At 73.3% G+C, this 13,583-nt stretch carries 12 protein-coding genes and 1 riboswitch; of the genes, 7 read left to right on the top strand and 5 right to left on the bottom strand.

What is annotated here, in order from left to right:
* The first annotated feature begins 244 nt into the window (after positions 1-244).
* The gene (locus ACGFSC_RS23230; protein WP_359901466.1) at positions 245-1,180 is read left to right on the top strand and encodes an EamA family transporter; all 936 of its coding nucleotides are present in this window, start codon (positions 245-247) and stop codon (positions 1,178-1,180) included.
* 161 nt (positions 1,181-1,341) lie between these two features.
* Positions 1,342-1,794, top strand: coding sequence for a nuclear transport factor 2 family protein (locus tag ACGFSC_RS23235; protein ID WP_359901468.1), 453 nt, complete (start codon positions 1,342-1,344; stop codon positions 1,792-1,794).
* 34 nt (positions 1,795-1,828) lie between these two features.
* Here ACGFSC_RS23235 and ACGFSC_RS23240 read toward each other — a convergent pair whose 3' ends face one another.
* Positions 1,829-2,581: a TetR/AcrR family transcriptional regulator gene (locus ACGFSC_RS23240; protein WP_359901471.1), complete on the bottom strand. Its 753-nt coding sequence runs from the start codon at positions 2,579-2,581 to the stop codon at positions 1,829-1,831.
* A 145-nt stretch (positions 2,582-2,726) separates the two neighbouring features.
* On the opposite strand from ACGFSC_RS23240, the gene ACGFSC_RS23245 reads away from it, so the two are divergent.
* Positions 2,727-3,350, top strand: a complete 624-nt coding sequence (locus ACGFSC_RS23245) for an NAD(P)H-dependent oxidoreductase (protein WP_359901474.1) — start codon at positions 2,727-2,729, stop codon at positions 3,348-3,350.
* Between the two features lie 21 nt (positions 3,351-3,371).
* Positions 3,372-5,081 carry an MDR family MFS transporter gene (locus ACGFSC_RS23250; protein ID WP_359901477.1) on the top strand — a complete coding sequence of 570 codons (1,710 nt, stop codon included), beginning with the start codon at positions 3,372-3,374 and terminating at the stop codon, positions 5,079-5,081.
* Positions 5,082-5,161: 80 nt separating this feature from the next.
* Here ACGFSC_RS23250 and ACGFSC_RS23255 read toward each other — a convergent pair whose 3' ends face one another.
* The 4 genes from ACGFSC_RS23255 to gcvT form a co-directional block, all read right to left on the bottom strand.
* Positions 5,162-6,529 carry an L-serine ammonia-lyase gene (locus ACGFSC_RS23255; protein ID WP_359901480.1) on the bottom strand — a complete coding sequence of 456 codons (1,368 nt, stop codon included), beginning with the start codon at positions 6,527-6,529 and terminating at the stop codon, positions 5,162-5,164.
* Between the two features lie 162 nt (positions 6,530-6,691).
* A complete protein-coding gene (gene glyA / locus ACGFSC_RS23260) occupies positions 6,692-7,960 on the bottom strand; it encodes a serine hydroxymethyltransferase (protein ID WP_359901482.1) in 1,269 nt (422 codons plus the stop codon).
* An 80-nt stretch (positions 7,961-8,040) separates the two neighbouring features.
* A complete protein-coding gene (gene gcvH / locus ACGFSC_RS23265) occupies positions 8,041-8,421 on the bottom strand; it encodes a glycine cleavage system protein GcvH (protein WP_359901485.1) in 381 nt (126 codons plus the stop codon).
* A 100-nt stretch (positions 8,422-8,521) separates the two neighbouring features.
* Positions 8,522-9,643: a glycine cleavage system aminomethyltransferase GcvT gene (gcvT, locus tag ACGFSC_RS23270; RefSeq protein ID WP_359901488.1), complete on the bottom strand. Its 1,122-nt coding sequence runs from the start codon at positions 9,641-9,643 to the stop codon at positions 8,522-8,524.
* A gap of 228 nt (positions 9,644-9,871) precedes the next feature.
* A riboswitch (glycine riboswitch) is annotated at positions 9,872-9,973 on the bottom strand.
* A 258-nt stretch (positions 9,974-10,231) separates the two neighbouring features.
* Here gcvT and ACGFSC_RS23275 point away from each other — a divergent pair.
* From ACGFSC_RS23275 to ACGFSC_RS23285, 3 genes are all read left to right on the top strand, one after another.
* Complete coding sequence (locus ACGFSC_RS23275; protein ID WP_359901491.1) at positions 10,232-11,035, top strand: enhanced serine sensitivity protein SseB C-terminal domain-containing protein; 804 nt, start codon at positions 10,232-10,234, stop codon at positions 11,033-11,035.
* A gap of 117 nt (positions 11,036-11,152) precedes the next feature.
* Positions 11,153-12,079: an enhanced serine sensitivity protein SseB C-terminal domain-containing protein gene (locus ACGFSC_RS23280; protein ID WP_359901493.1), complete on the top strand. Its 927-nt coding sequence runs from the start codon at positions 11,153-11,155 to the stop codon at positions 12,077-12,079.
* 445 nt (positions 12,080-12,524) lie between these two features.
* The gene (locus ACGFSC_RS23285) at positions 12,525-13,514 is read left to right on the top strand and encodes an ABC transporter permease (protein ID WP_359901496.1); all 990 of its coding nucleotides are present in this window, start codon (positions 12,525-12,527) and stop codon (positions 13,512-13,514) included.
* The last annotated feature ends 69 nt before the right edge of the window (positions 13,515-13,583 follow it).

A 13,583-nucleotide genomic window follows, 5' to 3' on the forward strand; every position in this document is an offset into this window, starting at 1 on the left:
GCGCAGGAAGTCGGGCCCGTCGACTTCCTACGCGGGTTCCTGCGCGGGCGGATAGCATCGGGCCCGTGAACCTGTACTGGCACGTCGTGCTGCCACCGCTCAGCGCCTGATCGGGCGCGCGCTTCGGTGGCCTGACCCCCCGCGACCCCGGCCCGGCCCGATGGCGGCCGCCGTGGGCCGACGGCGTGCGCCCGTTCTCGGAACCAGTTCCCCCGACGGTTTTCGACGACGGAAGTCCACGACTGTGCCGAATCGTTTGTCCTCGCCCGCCCGTTCCCTTCCCACGGCTCCCCGCCGCACCCGCCCGCGCGGTGGCGCGGGGCCGATCCTGATCGCCGCCGTCCTCTGGGGCACCACCGGGACGGCCAGTTCGCTGGCGCCCGGCGGGGCCCCGGCGGCGGGGATCGGGGCCGCCGGGCTGGTGCTCGGCGGGCTGCTGCTGCTCCTCACCGACCGCGCCGCCCGCGCGCTGCCCCGGGTGTGCGGGCCGCGCGAACGGTGGCTGCTCGCCGCCGGCGCGGTCGCGGTGGCCGGGTATCCGGTCACCTTCTACCCGGCGGTGGGCCGTACGGGCGTGGCGGTGGCCACCGTGATCGCGCTCGGCAGCGCGCCGGTGTTCACCGGGCTGCTCGGCTGGCTCACCCGGCAGGGGCGGCCGGGCGGGCGGTGGGCCGGGGCCACGGCGCTGGCCGTGCTCGGCTGCGCGCTCCTGGTGCTGGGCCCCGAACTCGCCGGGGGCGGCGGTGCGGTGGACCCGCTGGGGGTGCTGCTGGCGGCGCTCTCGGGGCTCTCGTACGCCGGGTACTCGCTGATCGGCGGGCGGCTGATCACGGCCGGGCACCCCTCGGGCGGGGTGATGGGCGCGATGTTCGGCGGTGGCGCACTGATCGTGCTGCCGGTGCTGCTCGCGGGTGACCTGGAGTGGCTCGCCTCGGCGCGCGGGGCGGGCGTGGTGCTGCACCTCGCGGTGGTCACCACCTTCCTCGCGTACTGGCTGTTCGGCCACGGCCTGCGGCACACCAGCGCCCAGACCGCCACCACCCTGACCCTCGCCGAACCGGCCGTCGCGGCGGTGCTCGGCGTGGCCGCCCTGGGCGAGCGCCTGCCGGCGCTCTCCTGGTGCGGACTCGCCGTCCTCGCCGCCGGCCTGGCCTTCCTGGCGCTCCCCGCCCGGCGGTAGGGCGGCCGCCCCTGCGCGGGAAGTCGGCCGGGCCGACTTCCCGTGCGGCGGCGGCGAGTTCGCGGAACCCGGTTGCCGTCGGTGGTCCCGTCTGTTGGGCTTGCGGGCGGCGGGCCCGATCGAGGCCGCCGACTTCCGTGCCGTACGAGGGGATTCCCGTCATGCCCGACAACGCCACCGGCCCGCTCGACCTGCTCGCCCGCTACCGGCGGGCGATGCTCGACCTGGACGCGGACGCCCTGGCCGACCTCTACGCGGAGGACGGGGTGCACGAGTTCCCGTTCCTGTTCCCCGGGGTGCCCGAGCGGTACCGGGGACGGGAGGAGATCCGGGCCGGGTACCGCGCGATCTGGGGCCCGAGTGCGGCGCGGCCGCGGGAGATCCGGGAGGTGGCCGTCCACCCGGGCGCCGATCCGGAGGTGCTCACCGTCGAGCAGCAGGTGGTCGGGACGCACGCCGGCACCGGCGAGCCGTTCACCGTGCCGGGCCTGCTGGTGATGCGGGCCCGGGACGGGCTGCTGGTGCACGTCCGGGACTACATGGACGGCCTGGGCGTGGCCCGTGCGATGGGGCGGCTGGGTGCTGTCGCCGCGCGGCTGGAGGCCGGGGAGTAGGGCACCGGCCCGGCCGGCCTCCGACGCGGGCCGGTCAGAGGGCGAAGTGGGCGGCGATGCCGTCGAGGACGCAGTCGAGGCCGGTCTCGAACTGCCAGTCGGGGTCGTCCTTGCGGGTGGCCGTGTGGAGGTAGCGCTGGTAGTTGGGGTAGCGGCCGGTGTCCATCAGCCAGCTCATCCGGGGGGCGAGGCCGGCCCGGGTCTGGTCGCCGTCGGACCAGCCGCGCTCGCGGCGCAGGGCGTTCAGGGTGACCTCGGTGGTGACCGAGCCGTGGACGTAGCCGGTGACGGTGCGGAACACCGCCATGGTGGTGTCGGCGTCCAGGCCGTGTTCGGCCAGGGCGGCGAACGCGTGCTCGGGGACGGCGAGTTGGTGGGGGCTGAGGGAGAACGGGGTGGCCGCCCGGACGGTCCACGGGTGGGCCAGGTGCATGGCCCGCAGGTTGAGGGCCAGGGCGCGCATGGTGTCCCGCCAGCCCTCGGCGGGGGTGCCCAGCGGGAGCCGGCCGTAGACGAAGTCGACCATCAGCTCGATGAGCTCGTCCTTGCCGGAGACGTACCGGTAGGCGGCCATCGGGGCGACGCCGAGTTCGGCGGCCAGTCGGCGCATGGTGACGGCCTCCAGGCCCTCGGCGTCGGCGACGGCGACGGCGGCCTCGGCGATCCGCTGCGGGGTCAGGGTGGTGCGCGGTGCGGGGGCCGGGCGGGCCAGGCGCTCCCAGAGTGAGACCGGGGGCCTGTCGTCGCCGGCGGGGGTGTCCCCGGCTGGGGCCTGTTGAGCGGGCACGGGGCGGGCTCCTTCCGACTGGGGTCGGGCCCACCGTAGCACCTCGCGTGTACGGCGTATCCACAGTAGACGGCGTACACGCTGATGTGTACGTTGTATCCGACAGATACGCCGTACACAGCATTCGTCCCGGAGGGGGATTCCCATGTCCACGGAGCAGAGCCTGACGGAGCAGCACCTGAAGGAGCGGCACCTGAAGGTCGCCGTCCTCGTCGGCAGCACCCGCGAGGGCCGCTTCGGCCCGGTGGTCACCGACTGGCTGCTCGGCCACCTCGAGGCCCACGGCGACCTGACCGCCGACCGGATCGACCTGGTGGAGACCCCGCTGCCCACCACCTTCCCGTCCTTCGGCGGCGAACTTCCGCCGGGCGACGCCGAGTTGCTGGCCGCCGTGTCGCCCCGACTGGAAGCGGCCGACGCCTTCGTGATCGTCACGCCCGAGTACAACCACAGCTTCCCGGCTCCGCTGAAGAACGCCATCGACTGGCACAACCGGCAGTGGCACGGCAAGCCGGTCGCCTTCGTCTCGTACGGCGGCCTGTCCGGGGGCCTGCGGGCCGTCGAGCAGCTCCGGGTGGTACTGGCCGAGCTGAACGCCGCGACGATCCGCAACACGGTGAGCTTCCACGGCGCCGGCCAGTGCTTCGACGCCGACGGCAAGGCGATCGACCCGGCCGCCGACGCCGCCGCCAAGACCATGCTCGACCAGCTCGTCTGGTGGGCCCAGGCGCTGCGGGACGCCCGCCGGGCCCGCCCGTTCGCGGCCTGAGCCGGGGCGGGGGCGGACACCATGGCCACGGAACCGGTCGAGGAGCAGGCGGAGGGCCGGGCGGAGGGCCGGGCCGAGAGGCAGTCCGAGAGGCAGGCCGAGGGCCAGGCCGAGGAGCGGCCCAAGCCGCCGTTGCTCGGTGTCATCGGGCTGATGCTCGGCATCTTCCTCTCGGCCCTCGACGGGCAGATCATCGGCACCGCGCTGCCGACCGTCGTCGGCGACCTCGGCGGACTGGAGCACCTCTCCTGGGCGGTCACCGCCTACCTGCTGACCTCCGCCGCGGCCACCCCGCTCTGGGGTCGGCTCGGCGACCTGTACGGGCGCAAGGGCGCCTACCAGTGGGCGGTGGTGGTGTTCCTGGCGGGCTCGGTGCTGGCCGGACTCGCCCAGGACATGGGGCAGTTGATCGCCTTCCGGGGCCTCCAGGGGATCGGCGCGGGCGGGCTGATGGTCGGCGCGCTCTCGGTGATCGGGGTGCTCGTCCCCGCCTCCGACCGGGCGCGGGTGCAGTCGGTGGTCGGAGTGCTGATGCCGATCGCCTTCGTCGGCGGACCGCTGCTCGGCGGCTTCCTCACCGAACGGCTGAGCTGGCGCTGGGCCTTCTACGTCAACCTGCCGGTCGGGCTGGTCGCGCTGCTCGCGGTCGGCGTCGGGGTACGGCTGCGGACCGAGCGGGTGCGCGCCCCGTTCGACCGGGCCGGGGTCGTCCTGCTGACCACCGGCATCCTCGCGCTCACCCTGGTCAGCAGCTGGGGCGGCGCCGCCTACTCCTGGACCTCCCCGGTGCTCCTCGGCACGGCGCTCGTCGCGCTGGTCGCGCTGGGCTGGTTCGTCCGGACCGAACTGCGCGCCCCCGGGCCGCTGATCCCGCCCGCGCTGTTCCGCGACCGCAACTTCACGGTGGCGCAGGTGCTCGGCTTCCTCGCCGGCGCGGTGATGATCGCCCTGGTCGGCTACCTGCCGCTCTACCTGCAACTGGCCCGGGGCGCCTCACCCACCGCCGGCGGCCTGCTCCTGCTGCCGCTGATGCTCGGCATGATGGGCACCCAGCTGGTGACGGCGCGGCTGATGGGCCGGCCGGGCGGCGAGCGGCGCTACCCGCTGCTGGGCGGCGCGCTCACCCTGGTCGGCGCCGCACTGCTGCTGCTCCTGCGCACCGACACCCCGATCGCCCTGGCCTCGGCCCTCACGGCCGTCGCCGGGATCGGCCTCGGCCTGGTGATGCAGAGCACCCTGCTGACCTCGATGGGGGCCGTGCCGCCCCGGGACATGGGCGCGGCGATGGGCGTGGTCACGCTGCTGCGGAGCATCGGCGGCTCGCTCGGCATGGCGGCGCTCGGCGCGGTCTACACGGCGCGGCTCACGGACTCCCTCACGGAGCGCCTCGGGTCCGCCGAGGCCGGCCGGCTCACCGGCGGCGGGCTGACCCCGGCCTCCCTCGACGGCCTCCCGGCGGAGGTCCGCGACGCCGTCGGGGCGGCGGTCACCGGCGGCCTGCACGGCACGGTCGTGGGCGGGGTCCTGCTGGCGGCCGCGGCGACGGCCTTCGCCTGCCTGGTCCGCCCGAGCCGGGCCCCGCGGCCGGCCGGAGCCGGAACCCGGACCGATGCCCCGGCCGATGCCCCGGCCGAAGCCCGGGCGGAGACGAAGGCCGAAGCCCGGACCGATGCCCCGGCCGATGCCCGGGCGGAGACGAAGTCCGAAGCCCGGACCGAGACGAAGGCCTGAGGCGTACGAGGCACGCGAAGCGGCCCCCGGCGGAGCAGGACTCCGCCGGGGGCCGTCAGGCTGCCGGGATCAGCGGGTGATCAGCACTCGATGACGTTCACGGCGAGGCCGCCGCGCGAGGTCTCCTTGTACTTGATCTTCATGTCGGCCCCGGTCTCCTTCATCGTCTTGATCGCCTTGTCCAGCGAGACGTGGTGCCGTCCGTCGCCGCGCAGGGCCATCCGGGCCGCGGTGACGGCCTTGACGGACGCCATGCCGTTGCGCTCGATGCAGGGGATCTGGACCAGGCCGCCGACCGGGTCGCAGGTGAGGCCGAGGTTGTGCTCGATGCCGATCTCGGCGGCGTTCTCGACCTGCTCGGGGGTGCCGCCGAGGACCTCGGCGAGGCCGCCCGCGGCCATCGAGCAGGCGGAGCCGACCTCTCCCTGGCAGCCGACCTCGGCGCCGGAGATGGAGGCGTTCTCCTTGAAGAGCATGCCGATGGCGCCGGCCGCGAGCAGGAAGCGGACGATGCCGTCGTCGTCGGCGCCCGGGATGAAGTTCAGGTAGTAGTGCAGGACGGCCGGGATGATCCCGGCGGCGCCGTTGGTCGGCGCGGTGACCACCCGGCGCCCGGAGGCGTTCTCCTCGTTGACGGCCATCGCGTAGAGGGTCACCCACTCCATCGCGTTGGCCGGCCCGATGCCCTCGGCGCGCAGCGCACGGGCGCCGGACGCGGCCCGGCGGCGGACCTTCAGCCCGCCCGGCAGGATGCCCTCGCGGGACATGCCGGCCCGCACGCACTCCTGCATCACGGACCAGATCTCCAGCAGACCGGTCCGGATCTCCTCCTCGCTGCGCCAGGCCTTCTCGTTCTCCAGCATCAGGCCGGAGATCGACAGGCCGGTCTCCCGGCTGAGCCGCAGCAGCTCGTCACCGGTGCGGAAGGGGTACTTCAGCGCGGTGTCGTCGGGCTTGACCCGGTCCGCGCCGATCGCGTCCTCGTCCACCACGAAGCCGCCGCCGACCGAGTAGTAGGTCTTCTCCAGCAGGGTCGAGCCGTCCGCCGCGTACGCCCACAGGGTCATGCCGTTGGCGTGGTACGGCAGCGAGCGGCGGCGGTGCAGGACCAGCTGGGTGTCCGGGTCGAAGTCGATGGTGTGCTCGCCGACCAGGTTGATCCGCTTCTCGGCGATGATCCGTTCGACGTCCTTGTCGGCCTGGTCGACGTCGACGGTGCGGGGCGAGGCGTTCTCCAGGCCCAGCAGGACGGCCTTCGGGGTGCCGTGGCCGTGGCCGGTGGCGCCGAGCGAGCCGTACAGCTCGGCGCGCACCGCCGTCACCCCGTCCAGGAGGCCTTCGGAGCGCAGTCGGCGGGCGAACATCCGGGCGGCGCGCATCGGGCCCACGGTGTGGGAGCTCGACGGGCCGATGCCGATGGAGAAGAGGTCGAAGACGCTGATGGCCACGGGGGACGTCCTTGTCTGGTCTCGTGGAAGGACTTGCGGGCAGGGAGGGGCCGACACGGGACGGGGCACCGCGCGCACTGTCCAGTGTGCGCGGTGCCCCGGGGTGCCAGGTACGCCGGAGGGGTGAGGCCGGTCACCCCGCCCGAACGATCACCGGAGTGATCAGAGGTTCGGGTACAGCGGGTACTTGTCGGCCAGGGCGCTGACCCGGGCCTTGAGCGCGGTGGCGACGGTCTCGTCGAAGGCGGGCTTGAGCGCCTCGGCGATGATGTCGGCGACCTCGCGGAAGTCCTCGGCCTGGAAGCCGCGGGTGGCCAGGGCCGGGGTGCCGATGCGCAGGCCCGAGGTGACCATCGGCGGGCGCGGGTCGTTCGGGATCGCGTTGCGGTTGACGGTGATGCCGACCTCGTGCAGGCGGTCCTCGGCCTGCTGGCCGTCGAGCTGGCTGTTGCGCAGGTCGACCAGGACCAGGTGGACGTCGGTGCCACCGGAGAGCACGCTGGCGCCGGCCTCGGCCACGTCGGCCTGGAGCAGGCGCTCGGCGAGGATGCGGGCGCCGTCCAGGGTGCGCTGCTGGCGCTCCTTGAACTCCTCCGAGGCCGCGACCTTGAAGGCGACCGCCTTGCCGGCGATCACGTGCTCCAGCGGGCCGCCCTGCTGGCCGGGGAAGACCGCGGAGTTGATCTTCTTGGCGTACTCGGCCTTGGACAGGATGACGCCGCCGCGCGGGCCGCCCAGGGTCTTGTGGGTGGTGGTGGTGACCACGTCCGCGTACGGCACCGGGTTCGGGTGCAGCCCGGCGGCCACCAGACCGGCGAAGTGCGCCATGTCCACCATGAGCAGCGCGCCGACCTCGTCGGCGATCCGGCGGAACGCGGCGAAGTCGAGCTGGCGCGGGTAGGCCGACCAGCCGGCGATGATCAGCTTCGGCTGGTGCTCCTTGGCGAGGCGCTCGACCTCGGCCATGTCGACCTGGCCGGTCTTCTCGTCCACGTGGTAGGCGGCCACGTTGTAGAGCTTGCCGGAGAAGTTGATCTTCATGCCGTGGGTCAGGTGACCGCCGTGGGCCAGGCTCAGGCCCAGGATGGTGTCACCCGGCTGGATCAGCGCGAACATCGCGGCGGCGTTGGCCTGCGCGCCGGAGTGCGGCTGGACGTTGGCGTGCTCGGCGCCGAACAGTGCCTTGATGCGGTCGATCGCGATCTGCTCGACCACGTCGACGTGCTCGCAGCCGCCGTAGTAGCGGCGGCCGGGGTAGCCCTCCGCGTACTTGTTGGTCAGCACCGAGCCCTGGGCCTCCATGACCGCCACCGGGGCGAAGTTCTCGGAGGCGATCATCTCCAGGGTGGTCTGCTGGCGGTGCAGCTCGGCGTCGACCGCGGCGGCGATCTCCGGGTCGAGGGCGTGCAGGGACTGGTTGAGAACCGTCATGGTGTGGTCTTCCCGGGAGGAGGAGGGAAAGGGGCCGGGGCGGGGCGGACCGCCGTGCGCGGCCCGTCCCGTCGGGTGGCTCAGCCCTGGGGGTTGATGAGCGCGTCGTACTCGTCGGCGCTGAGCAGCTCGTCGGTGGCCTCGACGCGCACCTTGAACAGCCAGGCGTTCCCGAACGGGTCCGCGTTCACGGAGGCCGGGTCGTCGATGACGTCCTGGTTGATCTCGGTGACCTCGCCGGTCACCGGGGAGTACAGGTCGCTGACCGACTTGGTGGACTCCAGCTCGCCACAGGTCTCGCCGGCGGTCACGGTCTCGCCGACCTCGGGCAGCTGCACGTAGACGATGTCACCGAGGGCGGTGGCGGCGTGCTCCGTGATGCCGACCGTGGAGACACCGTCCGCGGCCGCGGTCAGCCACTCGTGCTCCTTGGTGTACTGCAGGTGCTGGGGGTTGCTCATGGCGTCATTCTCCAGGATGGGAAGCGGGTACGACGAAGCGGGCCGCCGCGCGGACGGCCGCGACGTGCGCAAACGGAAAAACGGGGGCCTCGGCGAAGGCTCAGCGGGCGCGCTTGTAGAACGGCAGCGCCACGACCTGGACGGGCTCGTGCTTGCCGCGCACGTCCACCGCGACGGTGGTGCCGGGGACGGCGTGGGCGGCGTCGACGTAGGCCATCGCGATCGGCTTGCCCAGGGTCGGGGACGGCGCGCCCGAGGTGATACGGCCGATCGGCTCGCCCTCGGTGGAGACCACGGTGTACTCGGCGCGCGGCACCCGCTTGCCCTCGGAGACCAGGCCGACCAGCACCTTCGGCGGGTTGGTCTCGGCCGCGGCGGCGGCCTGCTCCAGCGCCTTGCGGCCGATGAAGGCGCCCTCGTTGGTGGTCTTGTCGAAGCGGACGACCCGGCCCAGGCCGGCGTCGAACGGGGTGAGGTCGGTGGACAGCTCGTGCCCGTACAGCGGCATGCCGGCCTCCAGGCGCAGCGTGTCGCGGCAGGACAGGCCGCACGCGATCAGGCCGTGGCCCTCGCCCGCGGCGGTCAGCGCCTGCCAGACCGGCTCGGCGTCGGCCGGCCGGCAGAAGATCTCGAAGCCGTCCTCGCCGGTGTAGCCGGTGCGGGCGAGCAGCACGTCGCGGTCGGCCACCCGGGCCGGGAGGATCGCGTAGTACTTCAGGCCGGGCAGGTCGGCGTCGGTGGTCTTCGCCAGGATGCCGGTGGCCTCCGGGCCCTGGACGGCGATCAGCGCGTAGGTGTCGCGGTCGTCGGTGACGACGGCGTCGAAGCCCTTGGCGCGGGCGATCAGCTCGTCGAGGACCAGCTGGGCGTTGGAGGCGTTGGCGACGACCAGGAAGGCGTCCTCGCGCAGGCGGTAGACGATCAGGTCGTCCAGGATGCCGCCGTCCTCGGCGCAGATCATGGTGTAGCGGGCGCGCAGCACGCCCAGCGCGGAGACGAAGCCGACCAGCGCGTGGTCCAGCATCTCGCCCGCCTGCGGGCCGGTGACGGTGATCTCGCCCATGTGCGAGAGGTCGAACAGGCCGGCCTGGGTGCGGACCGCGAGGTGCTCCTCGCGCTCGCTGCCGTAGCGCAGCGGCATGTCCCAGCCGGCGAAGTCGGTCATGGTCGCGCCGAGGGCGCGGTGCAGCGCGTCGAGCGCGGTCAGGCGGAGGGACGACATGGCCAGGAACTCCTCGGTCGGGGCACTCAGGGGTGCACGCGCCGGACCGGACCCGCTCGGGTTCGACCCTGCGCGCGGGCATGCGGCGGCGTGGGTCTCCCCATCTGTCGTCGAACCTGAGAGCTTCACCGCCCACCGCCCGCAGCTGTTTCCAGCTTGGGGGACAGCATGACGGCTTGCACCGTGGGTGGGCGCACGACAGGGCCGGGCGCCGCTTTCCAGATGTGCCTAACCCGTGCGGTAGGGGTGCCTGAGAGATTCCGGGGAGGACTTGCTCCTTCGGCGCCGGCTGTGCCTGAACGGCACTCCGGGCTCTCCCGCGCGGGTTCGAGCGGCCGGTATGGAGTTGTGGGGGCCCGCGGCGCATGCCGTCGGACGGGCACATCATGGCACGTCCCGGACGGCGAGGGGAGAGGGGACCCGGTCACACCGCGCGGCACCCGGGCGCGGGCCCGGGACGGCACCCGGGACCGGGGCCCGCGCGGCACCCGAACACGAGCCCTAAAGGGGAGGCCCCGGGGGCCCTAGACTGCTGCGCGTCGGCGCAGCAGAGGGCGGCCGAGCGGCAGAGGGCGGGATCGGCGGCGCATGGGGTACCCGGTGGAGCAGCAGCAGGAGTGGGGCGGACCGCAGGAGGCGCCGGCGGGCGGTTCCTGGCCGGCCAACGAGCTGGAGCAGGTGCTGACCGCGGCCCTGGGCGACCCGGGCGCGACGCCGAGGGTGATCGAGGTGCTGGCGCGCAGCCAGGTGTGGGTGCCGCTGCCGGCCGGGGCCGATCCGCAGGGGCAGGCGCTGGACCTGCCGACCGTCGAGCTGGGCGGCGATCCGTACGTGCCGGTGTTCTCCTCGCAGGAGGTGTTCCTCCAGCAGGCGCCGGGGATGGCCTTCGCGGTGGCGCCGGTGTGGGAGTTCGCCCGCGGGCTGCCGCTGGGCGTGGGCATCGCGGTGAACCCGGACGCGGCCGTGGGCATCCCGGTGCCGCCGCAGGGGGTCGCCGAGCTGCGCCGCGGTCCGCGCGGGGACCGCTGGGAGGCCGCTGACGACGCCACGGCGCCGACCGGCGGCCGGGTGGCGCTGCGCGAGCCGGTGCCGGGCGAGGACCCGGAGCACTTCCTGGCCGCCTGCCGGGGCGAACTGTCGGCAATGCCGGGAGTGTTGACCGCCCGCAGGGCGCTGGCCAGCATCGAGGGCGAGCCGACCGTGATGTTCGTGGGCGTCCAGCTGGACCCGGCGGCACCGGCCGATCCGGCCGCGGTGAACGACGCGCTCGGCCGAGCGCTGGGAACCGCGCCGCTGCCCGGCGGCGTCCACCTCGTACTGCTCGACCTCGCCGACGACCCGGTGGTCGAGTGGCTGCTCACCCGGGTACTGCCGTTCTATTCGCGGGGCTGAGCGGGGTTCGTATCAAAGGCACGTCGCCGTGGCGGTGGCCGGTGCAGCGCCATAGGGTGCGTGCAGACGGCCGACGGGCCGGCGGGTTGAGGGAAAGAGGCGCGGCGAGGTGGGCGCATGAGTGCGGGAACGGGAGCGGGCGGTGTGCCGGGGCCCTGGGGCCAGGCACCGGCCGGGCGCCCGGGAGCTGATCCCGGCGCGTTGGAGCGCGCCCTGCGCGACGTCGCGCCGGAGCGCTACGACGCGTACGAGCGGCTGCTGCACGCGCTGGCGGACGGCCAGGTCTGGATGCTGCTGTGGCACGGCACGCCGGGCAGCCCGGACGCCCAGTACGGGAACATGGAGATCAGCGGCCACGGCTACGCGCCGGCCGTCACCTCGTCCGAGCAGCTGACCGCCTCCGGCTGGGCGCGGGCCCACGAGGTCATCTCCGGCCGGGAGATCGCGGCCTCGCTCTACCGCACCCGCTGGGGCCTGTGGCTCAACCCGCACGCGCCCGGCGGCGGCGTCGGCGTGCCGTGGGCGGACCTGCGGCGGGTCGCCGCGGGCCTGGACCGGCTGCCGGCCGGGCCGTTGAAGCTGAGCGAGCCGCAGCTGAACGCCCAGTCGTTCTTCGCGCTGCTGGAGCGGCAGGCCGCCGAGGTGCGCGCGGTGCGGGCCCTGCGCCGGGCCTGGGTGCAGCCCGCGGTGGGGGAGCCGTACCTGGCCATCGGCCTCGACCTGTACGAGAGTTCGCCGCCGGCGGTGGAGGCGGTGCGGGCGCTGATGCAGCGTGCGATCGCGGTGGCCCCGGAGGGGCTCGCGGTGTCCACGGTGGCGATGTCGGACGAGTACGACCCGGTGGCGCTGTGGATGCGCGCCAACGCGCGGCCGTTCTTCGACCGGGAGGCGGGCCGCCCGCCGACCGGTCCGTACCCGCCGGTGCCCCCGCCGCCGTACCCGGGGCAGTCGATGCCGGGTTACGGGTACGGCACCCAGCCGCCGGCGCAGGGCTGGCAGCAGCAGCCGCCGCAGCGGCCGTGGCCCGGCTACCCCGGGCGCTGATTCCCAAAACTCATTCCCCGAAGCCGACTTGATTGTCCATCAAGTCGGCTTCGATGCTTTCCGGACGAATTTCCGGATGTGTGCTCCGGTCATCTTGACATGGCAGTTACAGCCATGTGAAGAGGTATATGCCGAAGACCGGGGAGGTGCATGCACGCAGATCACAGTTGGGCATCTGTCGGTTGGCAGGGCTGGCGCAAGCCAGTTCGGATGGCAGAGAGTTCTGCGCAACGCACCGCGCGTGCTTGAACCCCACAAGGGCGAGCGCGCACGCCGACAGTCCGCCCACGCGACGCCCATCCCGCGTGGTGGCAGTGCCTGTGCACGACGCACTGCCGTCAACACCCGCTCCTCCTAAGCACCTCCGCACGTCCGCAGCCGCACCGCCGAAGCCGGCGACCGGCACCCGTGGGCCGGCCACCGTCGGCGAGGGGACCAACTGACCATGACCGCAACCGTGACCACCGCCGGGAACGATCCGGAGGCACCCGCCACCGCAAGCCCGGCCAAGAAGATCGAGGGCCGCTCCCTCGGCCAGATCGCCTGGACCCGCTTCAAGCGGGACAAGGCCGCCGTCGCCGGCGGCGTCGTGGTGATCCTGCTGATCCTGCTCGCCGTGCTCGCCAAGCCGATCGAGTCGATGTTCGGGCTCGACCCGGACGCCCTCCACCAGGACCTGCTGGACGCCGACCTCGGCGGTCTGCCGTTCGGCGACTGGGGCGGCATGAGCTGGGACCACCCGCTCGGCGTCGACCCCCTCCAGGGCCGTGACCTGCTCACCCGCGTCATCGAGGGCTCCTGGGTCTCCCTGCTGGTCGCCTTCGGCGCGACCCTGCTGTCCAACACCATCGGCACCGTGCTCGGCATCATGGCCGGCTACTACGGCGGCTGGGTGGACACCCTGATCAGCCGGGTGATGGACGTCTTCCTGGCGTTCCCGCTGCTGCTCTTCGCCATCGCGATCTCGACCTCGCTCCAGGGCGGCGCGTTCGGCCTGCACGGCCTGCCGCTGCACATGCTGGTGCTGATCTTCGTGATCGGCTTCTTCAACTGGCCCTACATGGGCCGGATCGTGCGCGGCCAGACGCTGTCGCTGCGCGAGCGGGAGTTCGTCCACGCGGCCCGCAGCCTCGGCGCGCGCGGACCGTTCATCCTGTTCAAGGAACTGCTGCCCAACCTGGTCGGTCCGATCCTGGTCTACTCGACCCTGCTGATCCCGACCAACATCCTCTTCGAGGCCGGGCTGAGCTTCCTCGGCGTCGGCATCCAGCCCCCGCAGGCCTCCTGGGGCGGGATGCTCCAGGACGCGATCCGGTACTACCAGGTGGACCCCCAGTACATGGTGGTCCCCGGTCTGGCGATCTTCGTCACCGTGCTCGCCTTCAACCTGCTCGGCGACGGGCTGCGCGACGCCCTCGACCCCAAGAACAACTGACCCTGCGTCACTCGGACCACCCGTCACTCGACGGTGCGTCAGAATCCCTCCTCCACATCCTCAAGGGGT

The sequence above is a fragment of the Kitasatospora sp. NPDC048715 genome, from assembly GCF_043198905.1.
Lineage (GTDB): Bacteria > Actinomycetota > Actinomycetes > Streptomycetales > Streptomycetaceae > Kitasatospora > Kitasatospora lactacystinica.